At 65.5% G+C, this 24,426-nt stretch carries 22 protein-coding genes and 1 riboswitch; of the genes, 13 read left to right on the top strand and 9 right to left on the bottom strand.

The annotated features are described in order from the left end of the window. Window positions 1-620: 620 nt before the first annotated feature. From AC3WUT_RS00405 to nrdR, 3 genes are all read left to right on the top strand, one after another. Window positions 621-1,442: a transglycosylase SLT domain-containing protein gene (locus tag AC3WUT_RS00405; RefSeq protein ID WP_492345098.1), complete on the top strand. Its 822-nt coding sequence runs from the start codon at window positions 621-623 to the stop codon at window positions 1,440-1,442. Between the two features lie 67 nt (window positions 1,443-1,509). Then, window positions 1,510-1,640, top strand: a riboswitch (ZMP/ZTP riboswitch). 45 nt (window positions 1,641-1,685) lie between these two features. Beyond that, complete coding sequence (gene glyA / locus AC3WUT_RS00400; protein ID WP_492345097.1) at window positions 1,686-2,930, top strand: serine hydroxymethyltransferase; 1,245 nt, start codon at window positions 1,686-1,688, stop codon at window positions 2,928-2,930. 111 nt (window positions 2,931-3,041) lie between these two features. After that, window positions 3,042-3,491, top strand: coding sequence for a transcriptional regulator NrdR (nrdR, locus tag AC3WUT_RS00395; RefSeq protein ID WP_492345096.1), 450 nt, complete (start codon window positions 3,042-3,044; stop codon window positions 3,489-3,491). A 70-nt stretch (window positions 3,492-3,561) separates the two neighbouring features. Here nrdR and AC3WUT_RS00390 read toward each other — a convergent pair whose 3' ends face one another. The 3 genes from AC3WUT_RS00390 to aroC form a co-directional block, all read right to left on the bottom strand. Then, complete coding sequence (locus tag AC3WUT_RS00390) at window positions 3,562-5,547, bottom strand: alkyl/aryl-sulfatase (protein ID WP_492345095.1); 1,986 nt, start codon at window positions 5,545-5,547, stop codon at window positions 3,562-3,564. Window positions 5,548-5,680: 133 nt separating this feature from the next. Continuing rightward, a complete protein-coding gene (locus AC3WUT_RS00385; RefSeq protein ID WP_492345584.1) occupies window positions 5,681-6,850 on the bottom strand; it encodes an MFS transporter in 1,170 nt (389 codons plus the stop codon). A 56-nt stretch (window positions 6,851-6,906) separates the two neighbouring features. Further along, a complete protein-coding gene (gene aroC, locus AC3WUT_RS00380) occupies window positions 6,907-8,004 on the bottom strand; it encodes a chorismate synthase (protein ID WP_492345094.1) in 1,098 nt (365 codons plus the stop codon). 149 nt (window positions 8,005-8,153) lie between these two features. Here aroC and AC3WUT_RS00375 point away from each other — a divergent pair, with 149 nt between their 5' ends. Further along, entirely contained in the window at window positions 8,154-10,394 is a 2,241-nt protein-coding gene (locus AC3WUT_RS00375) for a sensor domain-containing protein (RefSeq protein WP_492345093.1), read from the top strand. A gap of 83 nt (window positions 10,395-10,477) precedes the next feature. On the opposite strand, the gene AC3WUT_RS00370 is transcribed toward AC3WUT_RS00375, so the two are convergent. Beyond that, window positions 10,478-10,930, bottom strand: coding sequence for a CBS domain-containing protein (locus AC3WUT_RS00370; RefSeq protein WP_492345092.1), 453 nt, complete (start codon window positions 10,928-10,930; stop codon window positions 10,478-10,480). 205 nt (window positions 10,931-11,135) lie between these two features. Here AC3WUT_RS00370 and AC3WUT_RS00365 point away from each other — a divergent pair, with 205 nt between their 5' ends. From AC3WUT_RS00365 to AC3WUT_RS00355, 3 genes are all read left to right on the top strand, one after another. After that, window positions 11,136-12,455, top strand: a complete 1,320-nt coding sequence (locus AC3WUT_RS00365) for an O-acetylhomoserine aminocarboxypropyltransferase (RefSeq protein ID WP_492345091.1) — start codon at window positions 11,136-11,138, stop codon at window positions 12,453-12,455. Between the two features lie 3 nt (window positions 12,456-12,458). Continuing rightward, entirely contained in the window at window positions 12,459-13,277 is an 819-nt protein-coding gene (locus tag AC3WUT_RS00360; protein ID WP_492345090.1) for an alpha/beta fold hydrolase, read from the top strand. A 66-nt stretch (window positions 13,278-13,343) separates the two neighbouring features. Continuing rightward, entirely contained in the window at window positions 13,344-13,700 is a 357-nt protein-coding gene (locus tag AC3WUT_RS00355) for an Mpo1-like protein (RefSeq protein WP_492345089.1), read from the top strand. A gap of 15 nt (window positions 13,701-13,715) precedes the next feature. On the opposite strand, the gene AC3WUT_RS00350 is transcribed toward AC3WUT_RS00355, so the two are convergent. Further along, entirely contained in the window at window positions 13,716-14,924 is a 1,209-nt protein-coding gene (locus AC3WUT_RS00350) for a YihY family inner membrane protein (RefSeq protein WP_492345583.1), read from the bottom strand. Window positions 14,925-14,999: 75 nt separating this feature from the next. Here AC3WUT_RS00350 and AC3WUT_RS00345 point away from each other — a divergent pair, with 75 nt between their 5' ends. From AC3WUT_RS00345 to pcaC, 3 genes are read left to right on the top strand one after another with little or no spacing between them, the layout of a single operon-like run. Next, the gene (locus tag AC3WUT_RS00345; RefSeq protein ID WP_492345088.1) at window positions 15,000-15,467 is read left to right on the top strand and encodes a DUF2069 domain-containing protein; all 468 of its coding nucleotides are present in this window, start codon (window positions 15,000-15,002) and stop codon (window positions 15,465-15,467) included. A 27-nt stretch (window positions 15,468-15,494) separates the two neighbouring features. Further along, on the top strand, window positions 15,495-16,928 hold the full coding sequence (locus tag AC3WUT_RS00340) for an FAD-binding oxidoreductase (RefSeq protein ID WP_492345087.1): 1,434 nt from the start codon (window positions 15,495-15,497) through the stop codon (window positions 16,926-16,928). A 31-nt stretch (window positions 16,929-16,959) separates the two neighbouring features. Further along, entirely contained in the window at window positions 16,960-17,364 is a 405-nt protein-coding gene (gene pcaC, locus AC3WUT_RS00335; protein ID WP_492345086.1) for a 4-carboxymuconolactone decarboxylase, read from the top strand. Between the two features lie 15 nt (window positions 17,365-17,379). On the opposite strand, the gene AC3WUT_RS00330 is transcribed toward pcaC, so the two are convergent. Continuing rightward, entirely contained in the window at window positions 17,380-18,765 is a 1,386-nt protein-coding gene (locus tag AC3WUT_RS00330) for a DUF1254 domain-containing protein (RefSeq protein WP_492345085.1), read from the bottom strand. A gap of 231 nt (window positions 18,766-18,996) precedes the next feature. On the opposite strand from AC3WUT_RS00330, the gene AC3WUT_RS00325 reads away from it, so the two are divergent. Genes AC3WUT_RS00325 through AC3WUT_RS00315 form a run of 3 tightly spaced genes read left to right on the top strand, consistent with a single transcriptional unit; the run spans window position 18,997 to window position 20,922 of the window. Further along, window positions 18,997-19,839, top strand: coding sequence for a thymidylate synthase (locus AC3WUT_RS00325; protein WP_492345084.1), 843 nt, complete (start codon window positions 18,997-18,999; stop codon window positions 19,837-19,839). Between the two features lie 11 nt (window positions 19,840-19,850). Beyond that, a complete protein-coding gene (locus tag AC3WUT_RS00320) occupies window positions 19,851-20,345 on the top strand; it encodes a dihydrofolate reductase (RefSeq protein ID WP_492345083.1) in 495 nt (164 codons plus the stop codon). A gap of 1 nt (window position 20,346) precedes the next feature. Then, window positions 20,347-20,922 carry a DUF4337 domain-containing protein gene (locus tag AC3WUT_RS00315; RefSeq protein WP_492345082.1) on the top strand — a complete coding sequence of 192 codons (576 nt, stop codon included), beginning with the start codon at window positions 20,347-20,349 and terminating at the stop codon, window positions 20,920-20,922. A 52-nt stretch (window positions 20,923-20,974) separates the two neighbouring features. On the opposite strand, the gene AC3WUT_RS00310 is transcribed toward AC3WUT_RS00315, so the two are convergent. Genes AC3WUT_RS00310 through AC3WUT_RS00300 form a run of 3 tightly spaced genes read right to left on the bottom strand, consistent with a single transcriptional unit; the run spans window position 20,975 to window position 24,417 of the window. Further along, window positions 20,975-21,997: a dienelactone hydrolase family protein gene (locus AC3WUT_RS00310; protein ID WP_492345081.1), complete on the bottom strand. Its 1,023-nt coding sequence runs from the start codon at window positions 21,995-21,997 to the stop codon at window positions 20,975-20,977. A gap of 48 nt (window positions 21,998-22,045) precedes the next feature. Continuing rightward, window positions 22,046-23,590 (bottom strand): malonate--CoA ligase, encoded by a 1,545-nt coding sequence (locus tag AC3WUT_RS00305; protein ID WP_492345080.1) that lies wholly within the window; start codon window positions 23,588-23,590, stop codon window positions 22,046-22,048. A 44-nt stretch (window positions 23,591-23,634) separates the two neighbouring features. After that, a complete protein-coding gene (locus tag AC3WUT_RS00300) occupies window positions 23,635-24,417 on the bottom strand; it encodes an enoyl-CoA hydratase/isomerase family protein (RefSeq protein ID WP_492345079.1) in 783 nt (260 codons plus the stop codon). Window positions 24,418-24,426 lie beyond the last annotated feature (9 nt).

Here is a 24,426-nt window from a genome sequence, read left to right as displayed (position 1 = left end):
CAGCATCCGGAATAAGAAAGCCCGACAGACCGAACACTCGATCTGCCGGGCTTGACGGCTGGCTAAAGGGCCTTTTGCCGTCAGACATGCAAGCGGGAGAGAACAGTCCCGGCTTGCAGGGAAGGCAAGAGATTGCCTTCAGGGTTTGCCGGGTTCGCTTCGTCATCGCCACCCCGTCATACGCAGGGCGTGGACTGTCACTTGCCGACGGTCGCCTGAAACGCTCAGGCCTTTTCAGGATAGTTCGGACAAGAGCCGATTCAAGAAGCGATTTCCAATCAGAAGATGAACTTCGATTGAGTTTTTTAACGACTGTATGAACGTCCAGATCCGGGCCTCTATACCCCATTTTTAATACCATTTTAAATATAACAAATCAATTCAATACTGTTGACTTGTTATTTGCAATGCTTCTAGAATCCGCCCGTCCCCAAAAACAAGGGACAACCCGAACCCGCTGCCGACCCCGGCTAAGTCAGTTCACCCCTTTGCAACCCCCTTGGGTGCCCCGGTGAACTTGATGGCGTACCAATCCAAACGAGGGTTGGTTTCACGGCACACACCGCTGCTTGCGCAGTCCGTGCCGCTGTGAACCACCCCACGCGTAGAAAGGAAGAGCTATGACAGCGTTAGGTCAAATCGCCCGAGGCTTGCGAACTTTCGCATCTGATATCGCCGAAGGTTTTTTTGAGATCACACACAACGGTTTTGCCCTGCTGGGCTTGGCTGTTGCCTTTGCTGTGATCACCCTGACTGCCCGCCCTGACCTGCGTCAGGCTGGCGAAGAAGAATTGATGGGCTGGTTGCAGTCCCGTCAGGAAGCCCTCACCGGGCTTCAAAACGAACGCGACGCCCGTGAACGTGCGACCGCCACCGACCCACGGGCCCTGCCCAAGTCGCAGGCGGCCGTGGCTTATTGGCTGAGCCGCAAGTACCGTGTGGCCCCCGAGCCCGTGAGCGCCCTCGTGGCTGAAGCCTGGGATGTGGGCAAGCGCAACAGCCTGGACCCGACGCTGATCCTCGCCATCATGGCGATCGAGTCGAGCTTCAATCCGTTCGCTCAGAGCGCCGTCGGAGCCCAGGGCCTGATGCAGGTGATGACCCAAGTGCACAGCGACAAGTACCAGGGTTTTGGCGGCCATCTGGCGGCCTTCGACCCCGTGGCCAACCTTCGCGTTGGCGTCAAGGTCCTGCAGGACTGCATCGCCAAGGCGGGCTCCATCGAAGGCGGACTGCGCTTCTACGTGGGCGCGGCCAACGTCGAAGACGATGGTGGCTACACCGCCAAGGTGCTGGCTGAACACAGCCGCCTTCAACAAGTGGCTGCCGGCCGCAACGTGCCCATCCTGCCCCCCGTGATGGTGCCAGTGCCTCCGGCGCCCGCCCGAGCCGCAGCGGCCCCAGCCAACAGCGAAAAGGTGGCTCTGCTGAGCCAATCCTGAAAGCCCTCTGACGTCAGCACGGTCACTGGGGGCTGGCATGCAGGCCTTGGGCCGCATCAGTTACACTAGCCCGGTACGCGACTGGCGATAGGCGCAGGCTCCTGCTGGGGCCCTGCCGCTGACGTGGGGTTACCACTGGGAAGCGTGCCGCTCCAGGGCCTTGGCCCGAGTGATCAGCCGTTCGCCTGGGCAGCCCTTGTTCTTCTCTTCCGAGCAACAGGGACCACGTCTTTAAGGACTGCCATGTACAACCGCAACATCCTCGTCGAGCAAACCGATCCCGAAATCTTTGCTGCCATCCAGGCTGAGAACGCTCGCCAAGAGCACCACATCGAGCTGATCGCCAGCGAAAACTACGCCTCACCCGCCGTCATGTGGGCGCAGGGCTCCCAACTCACCAACAAGTACGCCGAAGGCTACCCCGGCCGCCGCTATTACGGTGGCTGCGAGCACGTGGACGTGGCCGAACAACTGGCGATCGACCGCGTGAAGCAGATCTTCGGCGCCGATGCCGCCAACGTGCAGCCCCACTGCGGCGCGTCGGCCAACGAAGCGGTCTTTCTGGCTTTCCTGAAGCCCGGCGACACCATCATGGGCATGAGCCTGGCCGAAGGCGGCCACCTGACCCATGGCATGCCGCTGAACATGTCTGGCAAGTGGTTCAACGTGGTCTCTTATGGCCTGGACGCCAATGAAGCCATCGACTACGACGCCATGGAGCGCAAGGCCCATGAGCACAAGCCCAAACTGATCGTGGCAGGGGCCTCTGCCTACAGCCTGCACATCGATTTCGCCCGTTTCGCCAAGGTGGCCAAGGACGTCGGCGCCATCTTCATGGTCGACATGGCCCACTACGCCGGCCTGATCGCCGCAGGCGTCTACCCCAACCCGGTACCGCACGCTGACGTGGTCACCTCCACCACCCACAAGAGCCTGCGTGGCCCGCGTGGCGGCATCATCCTGATGAAGGCCGAGCATGAAAAAGCCATCAACAGCGCCATCTTCCCCGGTCTGCAAGGCGGCCCGCTGATGCACGTGATCGCTGCCAAGGCCGTGGCTTTCAAGGAAGCGCTGCAACCTGAATTCAAGGCCTATCAGCAACAGGTGATCACCAACGCCCGCGTTGTGGCTGAAACCCTGACCCAGCGTGGTCTGCGCATCGTCAGCGGCGGCACCCAAAGCCACGTGATGCTGGTCGACCTGCGCGCCAAGGGCATCACTGGCAAGGAAGCCGAGGCCGTGCTGGGCGCCGCCCACATGACCATCAACAAGAACGCGATCCCGAACGACCCGGAAAAGCCGATGGTCACCAGCGGTATCCGTGTCGGTACCCCCGCCATGACCACCCGCGGCTTCAAGGACGAAGAAGCCCGCATCACCGCCAACCTGGTGGCCGATGTGCTGGACAACCCGCGCGACGAAGCCAACATCGCCGCGGTGCGCGCCAAGGTCAATGCCTTGACCGCCCGCTTCCCTGTGTACAAGTGACCCCCACGCTCCTCACTGCGTGTGTCGCTGCCCCCCAAGGGGGCTGGCCTTGCTTGGGGCGGCCCGGCGCGGCGGCCGCTTTCTGCCATTGAATCACCGAGGCTTTGAACCATGAAATGCCCTTTTTGCGGACACGCCGAAACCCAGGTGGTGGAAACGCGTGTCTCCGAGGAAGGCAACTTCATCCGCAGGCGGCGCCAGTGCGGCGCCTGCGAGAAGCGTTTCACGACTTACGAGCGACCAGAGGTCAACTTTCCGGCGGTGGTCAAAAAAGATGGCCGTCGCATCGACTACGAGCACGCCAAGCTGCAGGCCTCATTCAACCTGGCCTTGCGCAAGCGACCGGTCAGCACTGTGCAGATCGACAGCGCCATCGAACGCATTGAAGAAAAGCTGCTCAACCTGGGCCAGCGTGAAATCGCTTCACACCGCATTGGCGAATTGGTCATGCGTGAGCTCAAAAAGATGGACAAGGTGGCCTACATCCGCTTTGCCAGCGTGTACCGCAGCTTCGAAGACATCGACGAGTTCAAAACCCTGGTCGACGAAGTTCGAAAGTAGCCACGACAGCCCTTTGGGGCCCCTCACACCGCAAACAGGCCCCGCATGCGGGGCCTGTTGCCTGATGGCATCAGTGCGCCGTGACCTGGCGGGGCGTGACCACCGGGAAGGCGGCCGGAAACTCGTCGATCAGGCCCAGCAGTTCGCCCACTTTCTCGGCCTTGCCGGTGATCTGCACCTTGCCGGCACCAACGGCCTCGCGCAGGTTCAACTGCTTGGTGTTGATGGCGTCCAGGACGCTGCGCGGCAGCGTCAGCGTGGCGTCGGCCTGGGGATCGGTCTTGCCCTTGAGGTAGGTCAGGGCCGAGTTGTCCAGGGTCATGGCGTAGCGCTGCTGGGTGTCGGTGAAGACCCAGTTCAGCACGATGGTCTTGTTCACCGCTCGCACCCCATCCAGTCGCACCCCCATGAAATCAAACAGATTCTCGATCGACAGGGCTTGCACCACGTCGGCACTTGAACTGGCGGTGGCCCCTTTGGGCACACCGTTGCGCAACTCGCTGGCCCCTTGAAGATAGGCGTTGCGCCAGGTCGCCGATTCAGCCTGATACCCCATCTGCTCCAGGGTGGCGGCCTGCAACTCGCGGGCCTCTCGGTTGTCCGGGTCGCTGAAAACCACCTGATTGACCACCTCGGCCACCCAGCGGTACTCCCCTTTTGCAAAATCCGCCCTGGCCTTGGCCAGCACAGCCTCGGCCCCGCCCATGTAGGCGACCCACTTGCGGGCCGCAGCCTGGGGCGGCAAGGGGTTCAGGTGGGCCGGGTTCGCGTCGTACCAGCCCAGGTAGCGCTGATACACGGCACGGGCGTTGTGGCTGACCGTGCCGTAGTAGCCACGGGCAAACCATTCGCCAGCCAGCCCGGGCGGCAGCACCAGTTCTTGGCCAATCTCATCTGGGGTGTAGCCCTGGTTGAGCAGATGCAGGGTCTGGTCGTTGATGAACTTGTAGAGATCGCGCTGCTTGCCCAGCACACGGGTGATTTCTTCACTGCCCCAGGTGGGCCAGTGGTGCTGGGCCAACATCACGTCGGCACGGCCCGCATAACGTTCTCGGGCCTCGTTGAGGTAGCGGGCCCATTCATTGGCGTCGCGCACCTGGGCGCCCCGCAAGGGGTACAGGTTGTGCAGGGTGTGGGTGGCGTTCTCAGCCATGTTCAAGGCCCGCAGTTGCGGGTAGTACATGTGCATTTCGGCCGGCGCCTCGGTACCGGGTGTCAACTGAAACTCCACCTGCACCCCGTCGATCACCTCGTTCTGGATGGGCTGGGTAATCAGCCGGGTAGGCGCAATCAAGGTGACCTTGCCCCGCGAAATGTACTTGCCCAGGCCCGCATCGACCTGCTGGCGCTCGCCGCGCGGCAGCAGATGCCCGAACTGGAACAGGGCGCGTCGGCTCATCGCGTTGCCGGCGAGCACGTTCTCGCTCACGGACTCTTCCATGAAACCCTGCGGGGCGTAGATGGCCACCCGCCCGGCCGCCACGTCTTCGGCCGAAGCCACCCCCTTCACCCCACCGTAATGGTCCACATGGCTGTGGCTGTAGATCACCGCCTTGACCGGCTTGTTTCCACGGTGCTCCCGGTACAGCGCCAGCCCTGCAGCGGCCACGGTGTCGGTGGTCAGCGGGTCGATCACGATCAGGCCACTGTCGCCCTCAATGATCGTCATGTTGGCCAGATCGAAGCCCCGGATCTGGTAGATGCGGTCGGTGACCTTGAACAGGCCATGCAGCATGTTCAACTGCGCCTGACGCCACAGGCTGGGGTTCACCGTGTCAGGCACCCGCTCCTGCTGCAGGAACTCAAAGCCTTTGAGTGTCCAGGCCACGCTGCCATCCGCGTTGCGGATGGTTGCAGCATCCGGCAGGCTGGCGATGAAACCACGCTGGGCGGCCTCGAAGTCGCGCCGGTCTTCACGCGGCAGGCCTTTCAGGGCTTCGGACTGTGCCAGCACCGTGGCAGGCTCGGCGGGTTGCGGCTGCTGGGCCCAGCCCGGCTGAGCCATCCATGCCAGCAGGCTCAAGCCCACAGGCGCAGCAAACGATCTGATTCTCATGGTGTGTCTCCTCACAAAATGGACGCGGGGCGATCCTAGGCCCGGTCCAGCAATGAGGTGATCACCGAAGTGACGGCAACCGAACAAAGGCGGCTGCGGGCGGCTCCATGGCGCCCCACTCGGGCACGGGGGCTCAACGCGACAAAGGGTGTGCCAGCTTGTACAGGCGCCAGGCACAGGCGCTGCCCACCAAGGCCATGGCACAGGCGGCCCAATACACGCTGGACAAGCCGAAGGCCTTGGCCAGAAAGCCTCCGCCCAGCCCACCCATCACCCCCGACAGGCCATAGCCAATCACCGTGAACAGCGCCTGCCCCCGGCCGCGCAGGCGGGCCGGAAAGTAATGAGACACCAGCGCAATGCAGGCGGTGTGATGGGCTGCAAAGGTCAAGGCATGCACGCACTGCACCACCAGCAAGACGGCCAGCGAGGCCCCGAACGCCGCCGTCAACCCCATGCGCACCGCCATCACCAGCCCGCACAGCACCAGCCAGACAGTCAACGGCCAACGGGGCAACCAGCGACTCTGGGTGAAGAACCAGCTCACCTCCACCACCACCGACACGGCCCACAGCACCCCGATGACCGCCTTGCTGTAGCCCAAGGAGTCGAGGTACAGCGAAAAAAACACATACAGGCTGACGTGGGACAGCACATGGAAAAAGAGGGAGGCAAAGAACCAGCGCACCTCGGCCAGGCGCAGCACGGGCCAGACCGACAAGTGCTCGTGCCGCGCGTGCTGCACGGCCTCGCGGTGGTCTGGCAGCCACCAGGTGCTGCCCACCACCGCCAGCAAGGTGAAGAGCGTCCAGCCCGGAAAATGACCCATGCCGAACAGCTCGAACCAGCCGCCCGCCGCAAACACCGTCAACAGAAAACCCAAGGAGCCCCAAAGCCGCACACGTCCGTAACGCCTGGCATCAAATTGCCCGCCCTGGCTCACCAGGTGGGCCATGGCCGCCTCGCTCATGGGCATCATGGCACTGGTGTGCGAAAACATCAGCAACAGCACCGCGCCCAGCCACACCACCCCCGCCTGAGGCCACCACAGGCCCAGCGACAGCAACAGGGCGGCCGTGGCGCTGTAACGCATCAGCCGCACGCGTTCGCCCGTGCGATCCGACAGCGCGCCCCACACATAAGGCGCAAAGAGGCGGGTGAGTGACTGGGCCGAGGTCAGCAGGCTGATGGCCAGCAAGGGCAGGCCCAGGTCCTTGAGCCACAGCGGCAGGTAAGGATTGAAAAACCCGATGTGTGCGAAATAACTGGCCGACAGCGCGCCAAACGGCAGCAAGGCGCGCATGGGCGCCGCTTGGGCCGGCGCCACTGAAGGGGCAGACACCGCAAAAACCCGTCGACTCAGGCCACCGAGCCCGGGATTGGGGGTACCGGCAGGCGCACGTCGCCGCATTGGGCACGGTGGCGCAGCACATGGTCCATCAGCACCAGCGCCAGCAAGGCTTCGGCAATCGGCGTCGCCCGGATACCGACGCAGGGGTCGTGGCGCCCTTTGGTCACCACCTCCACCGGCTGACCGTTGACGTCGATCGACTCGCGCGGCGAGATGATCGAGCTGGTCGGCTTGATCCCCAGGCTGACCTCAATGTCCTGCCCGGTGCTGATCCCGCCCAGGATGCCGCCCGCATTGTTGCTGCGAAAGCCTTCCGGGGACAGCGAATCACCGTGGGTGGTGCCCCGCTGACTCACGCTGGCAAAGCCGGCCCCGATCTCCACGGCCTTGACGGCGTTCAGACCCATCATGGCGTGAGCGATGTCGGCGTCCAGGCGGTCATACAGGGGCTCACCCAGGCCCACAGGCACGTTGGAGGCCACCACCCGGATGCGGGCACCACAGGAGTCGCCGGCCTTGCGCAGCGCGTCCATGTAGTCTTCCAGCGGCTGCACATTCGCCACCGGCGCATAAAAGGGGTTGTGGGGCACATGGTCCCAGCTTTCGAACGGGATCTCGACCTCACCCACCGCCGTCATGCAGCCGCGCAGCACGATGCCGTGCTTCTCGAACAGCCACTTGCGGGCCACCGCCCCGGCCGCCACCGTGGGGGCCGTCAACCGGGCCGACGAACGCCCACCGCCGCGCGGGTCGCGCACGCCGTATTTGTGCCAATAGCTGTAATCGGCATGGCCGGGCCGAAAGCTCTGGGCGATGTTGCTGTAGTCCTTGCTGCGCTGATCGGTGTTGCGGATCAGCAAGGCGATCGGGGTGCCCGTGGTCTGCCCCTCGTACACGCCGGAGAGGATCTCCACCGCATCGGCCTCCTGGCGCTGAGTGACATGGCGGCTGGTGCCTGGGCGGCGCCGGTCCAGCTCGACCTGGATGTCGGCCTCGCTGAGTAGCATGCCCGGTGGGCAGCCATCAATCACGCAGCCGATGGCCGGGCCGTGGGATTCACCAAAGTTGGTGACGGAGAAAAGGGTTCCAAGGGTATTGCCGCTCATCCGGCGATTATCCCAGAGTGGTGCCAAGGCGCTGGCAAGCCGCCGACTCACAGGCCCTGGTCGGCACTCCCTTGCCGAATCCGCTCCGACAACCCTGTTACAGCCTGCTACGATGTATTGAACAGGGGACATCCCAGCGCGAGGCGCCAATGCCATCACGGAATCCATCAGAGCCAGGTCAGCAGGCTGGCCCGCCCGCTGCGGCCACGCCGTTGCTGGTGGCGGGGCAGGCCATGGTGGTTCGCGCGCTGGATGCCAGCGACAGTGCCATCGTGGTCACCGACGCCCGGCGGCGCATCTGCTACGTGAACGAGGGCTTCAGCCGCATGTTCGGCTACCGCCCTGAAGAGGTGCTGGGCCACCCACCAGACGAAGTGTTGCTGGGCCGACACTCCGACCCCCACCTGCCCCAGGCCATCCGCGACGCCCTGGCGCTGCATGGACACACCCGCGTTGAAACCCTGGTCTATGGGCGCAACGGCCAGCCCCGCTGGGTGTCGATGGTGGTCAATCAGACCGCCCAGGTGCTGAACGGCACTCAGTCGATCACCGTGATGAACGACATCACATTGACCAAGATGCACGAAGTGCTGCAGAAAAAAGTGCTCGAAGGCATGGTCAACGAGATGCCGCTGACCGAGTTGATGAACCTGGTCTGCCGCGAGGTCGAACGCATTGCCCCCGAGGTCACGGCCACCATCCTGGCAGTTGATGAGACCGGCTGCGTTCACCCACTGGCGGCCCCCAGCATGCCCCTCTACATCGGTCAGGCCATCGAGGGCATGCCGATCGGCCCCAGCGCAGGCTCCTGTGGTACCGCCGCCTGGCGGGGTGAACCGGTCCTGGTCACCGACATCGAGACCGACCCGCTGTGGGCGGACTACCGGGCCGTCTTTGCACCGACCGGTCTCAAGGCCTGCTGGTCCAGCCCCATCAAGAACCACCAAGGCCAGGTGGTGGGCACCTTTGCCTTCTACTTCCAGGACCGCCGTGTGCCGGACGCGCTGCACCATCGCCTGGTCGAAGTCTGCCTGCACCTGTGCGCGCTGGCCCTGGAGCGCGAGGCCGCGCGGGCACGCATTCACCAACTGGCTTATTTCGACGTGCTCACCGGCCTGCCCAACCGCACCATGTTCCGCCAAAGTGCAGAGCGTGCCCTCGCTCAACTGGACGGGCAAGGAGGCTCGGCCGCCCTGCTCTACATCGACCTGGACCGCTTCAAGCGGGTCAACGACAACCAGGGCCATGCGGCCGGCGACGCCCTGCTGTGCGAGGTGGCGGCCCGACTCATGCGCAGCATCCGTCCACGAGACCTGGCGGGGCGCCTGGCAGGCGACGAGTTTGTGCTGCTGCTCACGGGTTGTGCTGCCGAGCAAGCGGTACAAACCGCCCAGCGGGTGCTGCAAGCCTTGGCCGTCCCGGTTCAGATCGATGGCCAGACCCACCAGCCCCAGGCCAGCATCGGCATCGCCTTGTTCCCCACCGATGGTCAGGATGTCGACACCTTGCTGCGCCATGGCGACCAGGCCATGTACCAGGCCAAGAGCGATTCACGCCACAGCCTGCAGCTCTTCAATGCCGAGATGAACCAGCGCACCCAGGCCCGGGCTGCGCTGGAGCTGGCCCTGCGCCAGGCCCTGCAACTCGGTCAGTTGAGCCTGCATTACCAGCCTCAGGTCCGCAGCGATGCCGCACAGACCCTGTATGGCGTCGAGGCCCTGATGCGCTGGCAGCACCCTGAATGGGGCATGGTGCCACCCGACCGTTTCATCCCGGTGGCCGAAGAGGCGGGCTTGATCCGCGCCATGACCGACTGGCTGATCGACGAAGTGTGTCTGCAGCTGGTCCGGTGGCGTCAAAGCAACTTGCCCGTGCCCCGGATCGCGCTGAACCTGTCCGCCAAGAGCTTTCACGAAGCTGATTTTTCGGCCCGGATGGAGGCTCGCCTGCGCCAACACGGCCTGCAGCCCGCCGACCTGATGCTGGAAATCACCGAGAGCGTGATGATGGACACCCGCTCCACCACAGCGGCCAACATCCAGGACCTGCATGTGCGGGGGTTTCACCTGTCGCTGGACGATTTTGGCACCGGCTATTCCAGCCTGAGCTACCTGCACCGGCTGCCCATCCGGGAGCTCAAGCTGGACAAGAGCTTTGTGCAAGACCTGTCCACCAGCCAGGCGGCGCGCACGCTCACCCTCTCGGTCATGAGCATTGCCCGCAGCCTTGACATCGAGGTGGTGGCCGAGGGCGTCGAGACGCTGGACCAGAAAAATTGGCTGCAAAGCCAGGGTGGGCCGGTGCTGCAGGGCTACCTGTTCAGCCGCCCCCTGCCTGCGGCCGATGTCGAACGCTGGCTGAAACAGCACCCGAGCCCGGAGCTGGGCTGAGCCCTCCACGAAAAACCGGGCCCACAAGCCCGGTCGTCGACGCCCCGCGCAAGCCGGTGAACGGCCTGCCCAAGTCGGAAGAATCAGCTGGCGCTGTTGTCTTCCTCGGGCCAATCACGGATGTAGGCCTTGAGCATCTTGTTCTCGAAGTTCTGGCTGTCCACGACGGCCTTGGCCACGTCATAGAAACTGATCACCCCCATCAGCATGCGCTGGTTCATCACCGGCATGTAGCGCGCATGACGGTCCAGCATCATGCGGCGCACCTCGTCGAGGTCGGTCTCCGAGGTGCAGGTCAGGGGGTGGTCATCCATGGCGCTGCGCACCAGGGTTGTGCCAACGCCGCCGCCGTTCCTCACCACGGTCATGATGACTTCGCGAAAGGTCAGCATGCCGACCAGGTCGCCATGCTCCATGACCACCAGCGAGCCGATGTCTTTCTCGGCCATGATCTGGACGGCCTTGGCCAGAGGTTCGTCGGGGGTGGCGGTGTAGAGCGTGTTGCCCTTTACCCGGAGGATGTCGCTGACTTTCATGTTTCGTCTCCTGGCGATTGATTGGAAAGAATATAACGAAGAAATCCCCGTTCGCCGACCGATTTTGCAACCTGCATGACACAGGTTCGACCCGTTGGGTGTCCAAATCACGGCAAGCTCTGCGTGTGCGCACGCGGGCCACACCGAGCAGGCCTTTTATGATGATGCGCTCGCACACAAGACGAGAAATCAGAGGAGACCCTGCATGGCCGGCTATTCAGACCCCGGGTTCGACACCCTGGCACTTCACGCGGGCGCGGCGCCCGACCCCAGCACCGGCGCCCGCGCCGTGCCCATCCACCTGAGCACCTCCTTTGTGTTCGAGTCCAGCGACCACGCAGCCGCCCTGTTCAACCTGGAGCGCGCTGGCCATGTCTACTCACGCATCTCCAACCCGACCAATGCGGTGCTGGAGCAGCGCGTGTCAGCGCTCGAAGAAGGCATTGGGGCCATCACCACGGCCAGCGGCCAGGCGGCCCTGCACCTCAGCGTGGCCACGCTGATGGGGGCCGGCTCGCACATCGTCGCGTCCACGGCCCTGTATGGCGGCTCGCAGAACCTGTTGCACTACACGCTGCGCCGCTTCGGCATCGAGACCACCTTTGTCAAGCCAGGTGACATCGATGGCTGGCGCGCCGCCGTGCGCCCCAACACCAAGTTGTTCTTTGGCGAGACCGTGGGCAACCCGGGTCTGGACGTGCTGGACATTCCCACCGTGGCCTCGATCGCCCACGAGGCGGGCGTGCCCCTGCTGGTCGACTCCACCCTCACCTCGCCTTACCTGATCAAGCCCCTGACGCTGGGGGCCGATCTGGTCTATCACTCGGCCACCAAGTTTCTGTCCGGTCATGGCACGGTGATCGGCGGCATTGTGGTCGACGGCGGCAGCTTCGACTGGGACGGCCCGGCCGCGGCAGGCCGCTTCAGCGAGCTGACCCAGCCCTACGACGGCTTCCACAACATGGTGTTCAGCGAAGAATCCACCGTCGGGGCCTTTTTGCTGCGCGCCCGGCGCGAAGGCCTGCGCGACTTCGGCGCCTGCCTGAGCCCGCATTCCGCGTGGCTGATCCTGCAAGGCATCGAGACCCTGCCCCTGCGCATGGAGCGGCACATGAGCAACACCGCCCGGGTGGTCGAGTTCCTGGCCAGCCAGCCTTTTGTGTCGCGCGTTGGCCATCCGCTGCTCGAATCGCACCCCAGCCATGCCCTGGCCGAACGCCTGCTGCGCTTCGGTGCCCGCGGCGCCGGCTCGGTGTTCAGCTTCGACCTCAAGGGCAACCGCGAGCAGGGCAAGAAGTTCATCGAGGCGCTCAAGCTGTTCAGCCACCTGGCCAATGTGGGCGACTGCCGCTCGCTGGTGATCCACCCGGCCAGCACCACCCATTTCCGCATGAGCGACGAGGCCCTGGCGGGCGCCGGCATCAGCCAGGGCACCATCCGCCTGTCCATCGGACTGGAAGACCCCGACGATCTCATCGATGACCTCAAGCGGGCCCTCAAGGCCGCAGAAAAGGCGGGGAGCTGAGCCATGATCCTCAACGTCAACGGACACGACACCTATTGCTACACCGGGGGCAAGGCCTTCAACCCGGCCCAACCCACCGTGGTCTTCATCCACGGGGTGCTGAACGACCACAGCGTGTGGATTCTGCAAAGCCGCTACCTGGCCAACCACGGCTGGAACGTGCTGGCCATCGACCTGCCCGGCCACTGCCGCAGCGCCGGCGAGGCACCGGCCAGCGTGGAACAGGCCGCCACCTTCATCGGCGAGCTGCTGCAGGCCGCAGGCGTCGACCAGGCGGCGCTGGTGGGGCACAGCTGGGGTTCGCTGATCGCGCTGCAGGCAGCCGCCCAGCTCCAGCAACGCATCAGCCACCTGGTGCTGGTGGGCTGCGCCTTTCCCATGAAGGTGTCACCGGCCCTGCTCGAAAGCTCGCTCAGCGAGCCCGAGAAGGCGCTGCGGATGATCAACGTGTTTTCGCGCAGCACCCTGTGCGCGCCCCCGTCCACCCTGGGGCCGGGCACCTGGGTGTTTGGCGGCGGCATGGCGCTGGGCCGCCGCGTGCTGCGCAGCAACCCCCAGGTGAACGTGTTCCACCGCGGGTTCCAGGCCTGCGACCAGTACGCCGGCGGCATGCAAGCCATGGCCGATCTCAGCTGCCCAGTGCTGTTCGTGCTGGGCACGCAAGACCAGATGACACCACCCAAGGCGGCCCAGGGCCTGATCCAGGCCGGCCAGGCCGCGGGCAAGGCGGTGCGCAGCGTGAACGTGCCGGTTGGCCATCACCAGATGAGCGAAGCCCCCGACGACACGCTGTTCGCGATCCGGGATTTCCTGAGGGCCTGAAGACACACGGGCGACAGCGACCGACGACTGGGGCTGCCTAGACTGCCCCAACCCAGGAGCCGCCCCATGTCCTCAGCCCAAGCCAGCACCGAAAGCAGCCCGCTCACCCGCAGCGTCGACCCACGCCAGTTCACCCGCTTTGCTGATTTTTACCCCTTCTACCTCGGCGAGCACAGCAACCGCACCTGCCGGCGCCTGCACTTTCTGGGCTCCACGCTGAGCCTGGTGTGTCTGGCGATGCTGGCCGTCACGGGCCGCCCCCAATACCTGCTGTACGGATTGCTGTGCGGCTACGGCCTGGCCTGGGTGGGGCATTTCGTGTTCGAGAAGAACAAACCCGCCAGCTTCAAGCGACCGCTTTACAGTTTCATGGGCGACTGGGCCATGTACCGCGACATCTGGCTGGGGCGGGTGCCGTTCTGAAAAGCGCCACGCCGCTCAAGGCAGCGCATCGGCCATTGTGAGATCCGACAGACCGGCCTTCTGCCAGAACGGATCGATGCTGCTCTTGTGCTGCAGCAGCAGGCGCTCCAGCAGTGGCGCGAGTGAGGTGCTTTCGGGCGCAGCCAACAGCACATGGCGCGCCACGGGCGAGCCCTCATCCACCTGCAGCAGGCCCACCCAGTCGAGATCGCACAGGGTTTCCAGCACCGGCTCCAGTTGCAGGCTGTCCACCTGCAGAACAGCGGCAAGCTCAGGCAGGCTGAGCCCATGGTGGGGCTGCCCGCGCGCCCGGCGCAAATGCTCCAGCACCTCCAGCGACAGCTGAAATGTCCAGCCCGCGCCCGTGCCATAGCGGGCCACCCCCGACAACAGGCTGGGCAGGTAGGCCGTGGTCACCGCCCCCAGCAACACGATGACCCAGGCCACGTAGATCCAGATCAGCAGAATCGGGAAGGTGGCAAACGCCCCATACACCGCCGAATAGGTGGGCACCTGCGCCATGTAGACGGCCAGCGCCTTCTTGGCCAACTCCATGCACAGGGACACAAACAGGCCCCCCGTCCAGGCGTGCGCCCACTTGACCTGGGTGTTGGGCACGAAGTGGTACAGCCCGGCCAGGCCGGCCGCCAACACCAGGAATTCGACCGAATCCAGCAGCACCCGGATCGGGGCCGGCAGGCCCGACACCAGGCCACGCGAGGCACTCATCACGTACGAGGTCAGTGCCAGGCTCATGCCCAGCACCAGGGGCCCGAGCGTGAGCGCGGCCCAGTAGATCAGCACCCGCTGGCCCAGCTTGCGCGGACGCCGCACACGCCAGATGTTGTTCAACGTGCGGTCGATGGTCAGGATCAGGGTCAGCGCCGTCACCAGCAGGGCCGACAGGCCCACCACCCCCAACTGACTGGCCTTGCTGGAAAACTGGGTCAGGTAGCCCAGCACCTGGCGGGAGATGGTCTCGGGCACCAGGCTCTCGATCAGCCAGCGCTGCAACACGCCCTGCACCTGGCCAAAGATCGGGAAGGCCGTGAACACCGCCAGGGCCACGGTCACCAGCGGCACCAGTGCCAGGGTGGTGGTGAAGGTGAGGCTGCTGGCGGTCAGGCCCAGACGGTCCTCGCGAAAACGTTCGCGCAGCGTCAAGGCCGTCACACGCCAAGGAAAGCGCATCAGGCTGCGCCAGACATGCCTCAGCTCCAACATCAGGCGTAACGACCAGGGGCGTCGGGAGGAAGTGGAACGGGCAGACTCGAACATGGCCGCTATGATGCCATCGCCATGACACAGCCTGATCGCACCGCCCCCCTCCATTCGCCGGTTCACGCCCCCCTCCCAACTGAAACCGCGCTTTCTTCTGACCCATCGGTACGGCTGACCCGATGGCTGGCCGTCGGCAGCCTGATCGGATTGATCGCCCTGGGCCTGGCCTGGGAGCTGGTGCTGGCCCCGGTGCGCCCCGGTGGCTCGCTGCTCGCGCTCAAGGTGCTGCCGCTGTGCATCCCGCTGGCGGGCCTGCTGAAAAACCGCATGTACACCTACCGCTGGGTCAGCCTGCTGGTGTGGCTGTATTTCACCGAAGGCGTGGTACGTGCCTACGGCGACCGCGCACCCGGCGCCTGGCTGGCCGCGCTGGAGGTGCTGCTGTGCCTCAGCCTGTTTGCCGCCTGCGCCCTGCATGTGCGCCTTCGCCTGCGCAACGCGCGCCTGGCTCAGGCCCCGCAGTCTCCTACAACCCCTCCGAACTGAACCGGGCCGATCGGCCCCCCTACGACCATGTCTGCCCAACTGATCACCGAACTCACCCGCATCGTCGGCGCTGCCCATGTGCTGACCCATGACGACCCTGCCACCGACCTCAGCGCCTGGGAGCAGGATTGGCGCCGTCGCTCGCGCGGCACGGCCCTCGCTGTGGTGCGTCCGGCCAACACCGCCGAGGTGGCGGCCGTGGTCAAGGCCTGTGGGGCAGCGGGCGCGCCCTTGGTACCCCAGGGGGGCAACACCGGCCTGGCCGTGGGGTCCATCCCCGATGACAGCGGTCGACAGGTGGTGCTCAGCCTCACGCGCATGAATGCCGTGCGTCAACTCGATCCGAACAACCTCACCTTCACCGTCGAGGCCGGCTGCATCCTGCAGAACCTGCAGGCAGCGGCCGAGCAGGCCGGCTACCTGTTTCCGCTCAGCCTGGCGGCCGAAGGCAGTTGCACCATCGGCGGCAACCTGGGCACCAATGCCGGGGGCACCCAGGTGCTGCGTTACGGCAACACCCGCGAGCTGTGCCTGGGCCTCGAAGTGGTCACGGCCCAAGGGGAGGTCTGGGACGGCTTGAGCGGCCTGCGCAAAGACAACACCGGCTACGACCTGCGCGACCTGTTCATCGGCAGCGAAGGCACGCTGGGCGTGATCACCGCGGCCACCCTGAAGCTCTTTCCCCAGCCCGCGGCCTGCCTGACCGCCTGGGCCGCCGTGCCCTCGCTCGAGGCTGCGGTCAGCCTGCTGGGCCTGGCCCACCAACAACTGGGCGCCGGACTGACCGGCTTCGAGGTCATGGGCCAGTTCGCGCTCAGCCTGGTGGGCAAGCACATGCCCCAGCTGCGCGTGCCCTTTCTGGGCCAGGCCGATGCCCCCTGGGGGGTGTTGCTGGAGAACTCCGACAGCGAATCAGAGACCCACGCCCGCGAACGCTTCGAGACGCTGCTCGAACAGGCGCTGGAACAAGGCCTGGTGCTCGATGCCGTGGTGGCCGAAAACCTGACACAGGCCCACCAGCTGTGGCATGTGCGCGAGAGCATCCCGCTGGCCCAGGCCGAGGAAGGCCTGAACATCAAGCACGACATCAGCATCCCGGTGTCGCGCATCCCGGCCTTCTGCGCCGAGACCGATGCGCTGCTGCAACGCGAGATCCCGGGCGTGCGCCTGGTCAACTTCGGCCACCTGGGCGACGGCAACCTGCACTACAACGTGCAGGCCCCCGCCGAGGGCGACCCCAAGGTGTTTCTGCGCGAACAGGAAGAGCGTGTCAACACCCTGGTGTACGACCAGGTGCAGCGCTACCAGGGCTCGATCTCGGCCGAGCACGGCGTGGGCTCACTCAAGCGCGACAAGCTGCCCCATTACAAATCGCCGGTGGCGCTGGAGCTGATGCGGGCCATCAAGCGCGCCCTGGACCCGCACAACCTCATGAACCCGGGCCGGGTGATCGAGGTTTGACCCCAGGTTTTCACACCCCCAAGGAATCCCCATGCCTCTGAATCAGGAACTCTTCGATGCCGGCCTGAAAACCCGCCGTGAAGTGCTGGGCAGCGAGTACGTCGACGCCGCCATCGCCAATGCCGACGCCTTCACCCGCCCGCTGCAGGAGCTGGTCACCCAGTACGCCTGGGGCGAGATCTGGAACCGGCCCGGCCTGGACCGCCGGACCCGCAGCCTGCTCAACCTGGCCATGCTGACCGCGCTGAACCGCCCGCACGAGCTCAAGCTGCACCTGCGCGGTGCTCTGACCAACGGCGTCACCCGCGAGGAGATCCAGGAGGTGTTCCTGCAGACCGCCATCTACTGCGGTGCCCCTGCCGCCATCGACAGCTTCCGCACGGCCAAAGAGGTGTTCAAGGAAGTGGACGCCGCGGCGCAGGGCGCACAGGGCTGATCCACCACGCACCGCTCAATCCAGCCGTTCGACCGCTGACAGCGTGAGCTGGCCGTCAATCAAGGCGGCTCGGGGCTCGTAGGCGCGCAGCACCAGCCGGAAGGCCCCCTGGGGCGCCGGCAGCCAATTGCGGGCCTGCTCGGCCGTGGCGGGTGCTGCGTGCTGGATGATCAGATCCACCGCCCCGTCGGCCTCCATCCGCAGACCCGGCGTGCGGTCGCCGATGGCGTAGCGCCGCAAGGCGTTGGCGCTGAAGAACAGGCGCCCGTCGGACTCGACCTCATACATCGACAGCGACCAGAAAGCATTCACCGGCAAGCCCCCTGCGGGCAGACGCAGACGGTAACGGTGTGCGCCGCTCAGGGCCTGGCCCTGGGCATCGACACCGGTGCTGGGGTAAACCGACTCCACGGGCTCCAGGGCCAGCAGGCCACTGAGCGCGATGCGCGCCCGGTAGGTGTAATCGGTGCCGAACTGACCCAGGTTGGCCTGACCGTAGCGCCAGCCATTGACTGTGCGGCCCGACGACAGGGCTCCGGCCTTGAGTTCGGCCAGCAAGCCAGGCAAGGACTGCGTCCAGAGCGCCTGAACCGCGGGTGACAGGCCGTCCCACCCGCAGGTGGCGCCACACACCCCCACCGCCGCCAGGCGGCTCAGCAAGGCCTGTTCGTAGGCCGGCGGAGGGTTGCGCACCAACATCCGATTGGCCAGGTCTACAAAGGCCTGTGGGGTCGGGCCCAGGGGGGGCGCAGCGTCCCAGACCGGTGCCTGGGGGGGGGTGGCCAGGGCCTCGGCCCCCAATTGGTCCTGCAGGCGGTGCACGGCCGGCAGATCGTCTGGCCCATCGACCAGGAGGCGCGCCAGCACCAGCACATCGTTGGACGGTGCGCGGATCACACGGGCTGCCGCAGGCATGGGTCCCGGCCAGTCGGGCCCGACCAGCACATGACGGCTGGCCTGGCTGCCGTTCAGCCGGCGCCCCAGCATCGCAAAGTTGTTGCCCACCATGTCGATGAAAGCCAGCGAGTGGTATCGCCCGGCCATGTCGGGCAGCGACAGCGCCCAGGGGCCCTGGCGCAGGTCCAGCCAGAGCAGCGAGTACAGCGTGTCGACGTTGGGGGTGGTGACCTGCCGGCTCTCCGGGCCGGCCAAGGCGCGGCGATGTTGCCACGTGGGGCTCGGCAGGGTCTCGGTTCCTGCGCCCAGTGACGCCGCCCGCAGGCGCCCCATCGCCACCAGTGGGTAGGCATAGTCGAAGGCCTGGGCCACCAGGGTGGCTGGGTCGTCCGGTGCGGTCCCGGTCAAACCACCTGCGGCCACAGGGGCCGCACAGCCCAGGGCACTGGCCAGCACCGAGGCCGCAGCCAGGGCCGGACGCGAAGACAACAGAGACAGCAACATGGTCGGTTCTCCCTTCATCAAAAACGGGTTCAGGCAGGCCCTGGCAGATCGCCTTGCGCCGGCGGGCCTGGACAAACGGCACAGGACCTGGCCATTCTGCGAGGACCACGCCAAGCCCCCCTGCCGGTCAGCCAGGGCATCTGGACAGAAGGTCCAGTGCGGCCCCAGTGAGCTGGCCGCCGGCGAACACCCTAAAATCGCCGGTCACCCACAGCCCACCCCGCCCGCCCCATGACTCAAGCGACCCACCGCCCTGTTCGTTCCCAGTACGAAGATTTCATGCGCCACGTCCACACCACCGGCGTGGCCAAGGGCGACCGCACCGGCACGGGCACCACCAGCGTGTTCGGCTACCAGATGCGCTTTGACCTGAACGAGGGCTTTCCGCTGGTCACCACCAAGAAAGTGCACCTGCGATCCATCATCCAGGAGCTGCTGTGGTTCCTCACCGGGTCGAGCAACAACCAATGGCTCAAGGAGCGCGGCGTCACGATCTGGGACGAATGGGCACGCGAAGACGGCGATCTGGGCCCGGTCTACGGTGTGCAATGGCGCAGCTGGCCGACGCCGGACGGCGGCCACATCGACCAGATCGCCGAAGTGATCAAGACCCTCAAGAGCAACCCCGACTCGCGCCGCATCATCGTGAGCGCCTGGAACGTGGCCGAGCTGGACAAAATGGCGCTGATGCCCTGCCATGCGTTCTTCCAGTTCTATGTGGCACCGGCCCAGGGCCCGGGTGAGCGCGCTCGCCTGTCCTGCCAGCTGTACCAGCGCAGCGCCGACATCTTTCTGGGCGTGCCCTTCAACATCGCCAGTTATGCGCTGCTGACCCACATGGTGGCCCAGCAATGCGACCTCGATGTGGGCGACTTCATCTGGACGGGGGGCGACTGCCACATCTACAGCAACCACCACGAGCAGGTGGAAACCCAATTGGCCCGCACCCCCTACCCCTACCCCACGCTGCGCATCCTGCGCCGTCCAGACAGCCTCTTTGACTACCAGTACGAAGACTTCGAAGTGGTGGATTACCAGTGCCACCCCGCCATCAAGGCGCCGGTCGCCGTCTGAGGAGCCTGCCCATGCCTTTGAACCTGATTTTTGCCCGGGCCGCGAATGGCGTGATCGGCCGTGACAACGCCCTGCCCTGGCACCTGCCCGAGGATCTGGCCCACTTCAAGCGAACCACCCTGGGCTGCCCCGTCATCATGGGGCGGCGCACCTGGGATTCGCTGCCACCACGTTTTAGGCCCCTGCCCGGGCGCCAGAACATCGTACTGAGCCGCGACCCGGCCTGGACCGCCGCAGGCGCCAGCCGCGCCAGCTCACTGGCCGAGGCCCTGGCCCAATTGCCGCCCGATCAGGAGGTGTGGGTGATCGGTGGGGCCGAGGTGTATGCCCAGGCGCTGCCATTGGCCGACCGGGCCGTGGTCACCGAAATCGATCAGGACTTCGAAGGCGACGCCTACGCGCCACAATTCGGCCCAGCCTGGACCGAGGTGGCACGCGACACACCGCCGTCATCGGGCGGCCTGACATTCAGTTTTGTCACCTACACACAACAACGAGGAGCTTGATATGTCCGGACACGGATTCCACGTCCACGGCCCGCACGACCATGAGCTGGAGCACGCAGCCCAGCACGGTGGCGACCGCATGACCAACCAGATCGCGATGTTCACCGCCATCATTGCCACGGTCGGCGCCATGTTTTCCTACATGGGTGGTGCGACCCAGGCCAACGCCGGGCTGTACAAGAACAACGCGGCCATCAAGAAGACCGAAGCCTCCAACCAGTGGAATTACTTCCAGTCCAAGAGCACCAAGCAATCGCTGGCCGAACTGGCCCGTGACCTGGCACCCGAAGACAAGAAGGCCACCTACCAGGCCAAGGTCGAGCGCTACGACAAAGAAAAGAACGAGATCAAGGTGGTGGCCGACAAGCTGGAAGCCGAAGCCAAGCAGTGGGATGAACAATCCGACGAGCAGATGCACCTGCACCACCGCTGGGCCCAGTCGACCACCGCGCTGCAAGTGGCCATCGCGCTGGCGGCGATTGCCCTGCTGACCAAGAAGCGCTGGCTGCAGTACGGCATGTTCGGCGTGGCCGGTGTCGGTGTCGCCATCGGTGCCGCCGCAATGCTGCACATCTGACGCGAGCGACAGAAGACCCGACCAAAAAAACGGGCTCCTCGGAGCCCGTTTCTCATGGTGCCGGCAATTTGAACAAGGCCTGCAGGGTTTGCGCCACCGAGGCCCTGGCCCGCTCGGTGGCCGCCGGATCATGCCCCACGTGAGGATCGCGCTGCACACAGGCGTCCTGGTAGCTGAACACCTGACCCGTGGCCTGGTTCACCAGGCGCCCAGGCGCTTCTTCGCGGATGCTGCAGGCCCGCACCGTCTGCGACCCCTTGGCCGGCACCGCAGGCTGTGGCGCCAGAGGCGAATCAAAACCGTGGTGCGCCCCTTCGTACAGGGTGATCTGCACGTCCTGCCCGGCCTTCTGCAGGCGTTCGACATAGGCCTGGCACGGTGCCGCGGGGTTGTAGTCGTCGGCCAGGCCATGGTGGATGCGCACCGGGGCGTCAAGCTGCAGATCGCCCTGGTACTGGGTCATGCAGTCGGGGTAGAAGGGGATGTAGGCCGCATAGCGGATGCCACTGCGGTTCCAGGCCTCGTTGAAGCGCTTCAGGCTGGCAAACAAGGTGGCCTGGCCGCCGCGCGAGAAACCCATCAGCACCACCCTTTGCGGATCGATGCGCGGGTGCTTGGCCAGCAGCTCCAGCGCCCGATAGGCATCCAGCGACAGGTTGAGGCGCCCCAACTGGGCCTGATTGGCCCCGGTGGTGGTGATGCCGCGGCCGGTGAAGCCATCAATGGCCAGCGTGGCGATGCCCATGGCATTCAGGTCACGGGCCCACATCTCGCCGTTCGCGCCCATGCCGCTGGAGCCATGCACCAGCACCACCGCCGGCTGACGACCCGGCACATTGGCCAGGCGCAACTCGGCCCCCACCGTGACGGGCTGGCCTGCCGCAGCATTGCCCGTCAGAAAGTCGGCATCGCTGAGGGTCAGGCTGGGCAGCGCGTGCAGCTCGACCCGGCTCGCCAGGGTTTTGGGATCGGGCAAGGGGCTCAGGGCTTGGGCCGCCGTGGCCCACGACAAGGCCCCGATCAAAAGCCCCAGTCCTGCCAGCGCGGGCCGCAGCCGGGTCGAGATGAACCTCATGAAAAGTCTCCTTCAGGTGTGTCGCGGGATGGCCGGTTCGGTCCGGGCTCAGGCGAACAGGGTCTTGTACTGATCGCGCAGCAGGTTCTTCTGCACCTTGCCCATGGTGTTGCGCGGCAGCTCGGCCACCACGAAGCACTGCTTGGGAATCTTGAAGTTGGCCAGCTGGCTCTTCAGCGTGGCGATCACCTGGGCCGCTTCGAGCGCGGCGCCGGGCTTGGCAATCACCACCGCCACGCCGACCTCACCAAAATCGGGGTGCGGCACGCCCACCAGGGCGCTCTCGGCCACGCCGGGCATCTCGTTGATGTAGCTTTCGATCTCGGCGGGGTAGACGTTGTAGCCGCCGCTGATGATCAGGTCCTTGGCCCGGCCCACAATGGTGACGTAGCCCCGTTCGTCCACCTTGCCCACGTCACCGGTCTTGAAGTAGCCGTCGGATGTGAACTCTTCGGCGGTCTTTTCGGGCATGCGCCAGTAGCCCTTGAACACATTCGGGCCCTTGACCTGGATGCCGCCGATCTCGCCCACGGGCAGAGCCGCCCCCTCGTCAGACTGCACGCGCAGCGACACCCCGGGCAGGGGGAAGCCCACCGTGCCGCCACGGCGTTCCGCCTGGCCACCGTGCCGGGCATCGGCCGCGTAGGGGTTGGAGGTCAGCATGATGGTCTCGCTCATGCCGTAACGCTCCAGGATGGTGTGGCCGGTGCGGTCCTGCCACTCCTTGAAGGTTTCGATCAGCAAGGGGGCCGAACCCGCGATGAAGAGACGCATGTGCGAGGCCGCCTCGCGCGTGAGGCCCGGGTCGGCCAGCAGGCGCACATACAGCGTGGGCACGCCCATGAACACCGTGGCCTCGGGCATCTTGCGGATCACCAGCTTGGGGTCGAACTTGGCCAGCCAGATCATCTTGCTGCCATTGATGAGCGCACCGTGAATGGCCACAAACAGGCCGTGCACGTGGAAGATGGGCAACGCGTGGATCAACACGTCGCCCGGCTGCCAGCCCCAGTAATCCTTGAGCATCACGGCGTTGCTGAGCATGTTGCCGTGGCTCAGCATGGCGCCCTTGCTGCGGCCGGTGGTACCGCTGGTGTACAGGATGGCGGCCAGGTCATCGGCGGCACAGCTCGCCGGCTTGTGTTCGTCGCCGAAATGGGCAGCACGCTCCAGCAGCGAACCGGTGCGGTCGTCGTTCAGCGTGAAGACATGGGCCGTGCCCGCCTTGAAGGCGATCTTGCTGACCCAGCCGAAGTTGGCCGGGCTGCACACCACCACCGAGGGCTCGGCGTTGCCGATGAAATACTCGATCTCGGCGCTCTGGTAGGCCGTATTGAGGGGCAGAAATACATAGCCAGCACGCAAGGTGGCGAGGTACAGCACCATGGCCTCGACCGATTTCTCGACCTGCACTGCCACACGCGCGCCGGCCGGCAGGTTCAGCGAGGCCAGCAGGTTGGCCATGCGGGCCGTGGCGTGATCGAGGTCGCGCCAGGTGTAGAAAAGGCCGTTGTCGGTTTCCACCGCCGTGGCGTCCAGGTCGGCAGGGAACTGCGCCCGCAGGGCCGCAAACAGGTTCTGGTTGGTCGTCATGATGAAAGCAGGAAGAAAAAAGATGGGAGGGTCAAAGACCGGTCTCAGAAGGCCGGTGGGCGCTTGGCCAGAAAGGCGGCAATGCCCTCGCGGTGCTCGGCACTGTCGGCATAGGCGTAGGCCTGGTCGAGCAGGGCCTGGGGCAGCGCCGGGGCCAGTGCACGCAGGGTCTGTTTGTTGAGGCGGGCGGCCTGGGGTGCCAATGTGGCGATGCGGGCCGCACTCTGGCGGGCATCAGCGGCCACCTGATCGTCGGGCAGCAGGCGGGTCAGAAAGCCCCGCGCCAGCAGCGTGGGGGCATCGAGCGTGGCGGCCTCCAGCAGCATCTGGCGCACCGAGAGTTCGCCTGCCGCGGCCCGCACCAGGGCCACCTCGCGCGGTGCCATCGGAAAGCCCAGGCGGGCGATGGGTGCGCCAAAACGGGCCGATGCCCCTGCCAGACGCAGGTCACAGGTGCTGGCCAGCTCCACCCCGGCCCCCATGCAGGCACCCTCGATGCAGGCGATCAGCGGCACATCGCAGGCCAGCATGGCCGACAGGCCACCCCACACCTCCACCTCGTGGAAATGACGCAGAGCCGCCTCGTCAAAGCGGAAATCGGGGTACTCGGAAATGTCGCCACCGGCGCAGAAATGCCCGCCCTCGCCACGCAGCACAATGCAGCGCACATCGTCGCGGGCCTGCAGGTCGACAAAGGCCTGGCGCAGCTGCCGCCACATGGGGCGTGACATGGCGTTGAGCTTGCCTGGATTGGACAGGATCACCTGCACCACCCCTGGCAGGGCTTCTCCTTCAAAGCCCGGCTCGACCCGTACCTGTGCTGACATGCGTTGACC

The organism is Curvibacter sp. EU05-FHT14A10, from assembly GCF_058791075.1.
The sequence above is the reverse complement of the archived record's forward strand: the minus strand, read 5'-3'. Positions and strand labels throughout refer to the sequence as shown.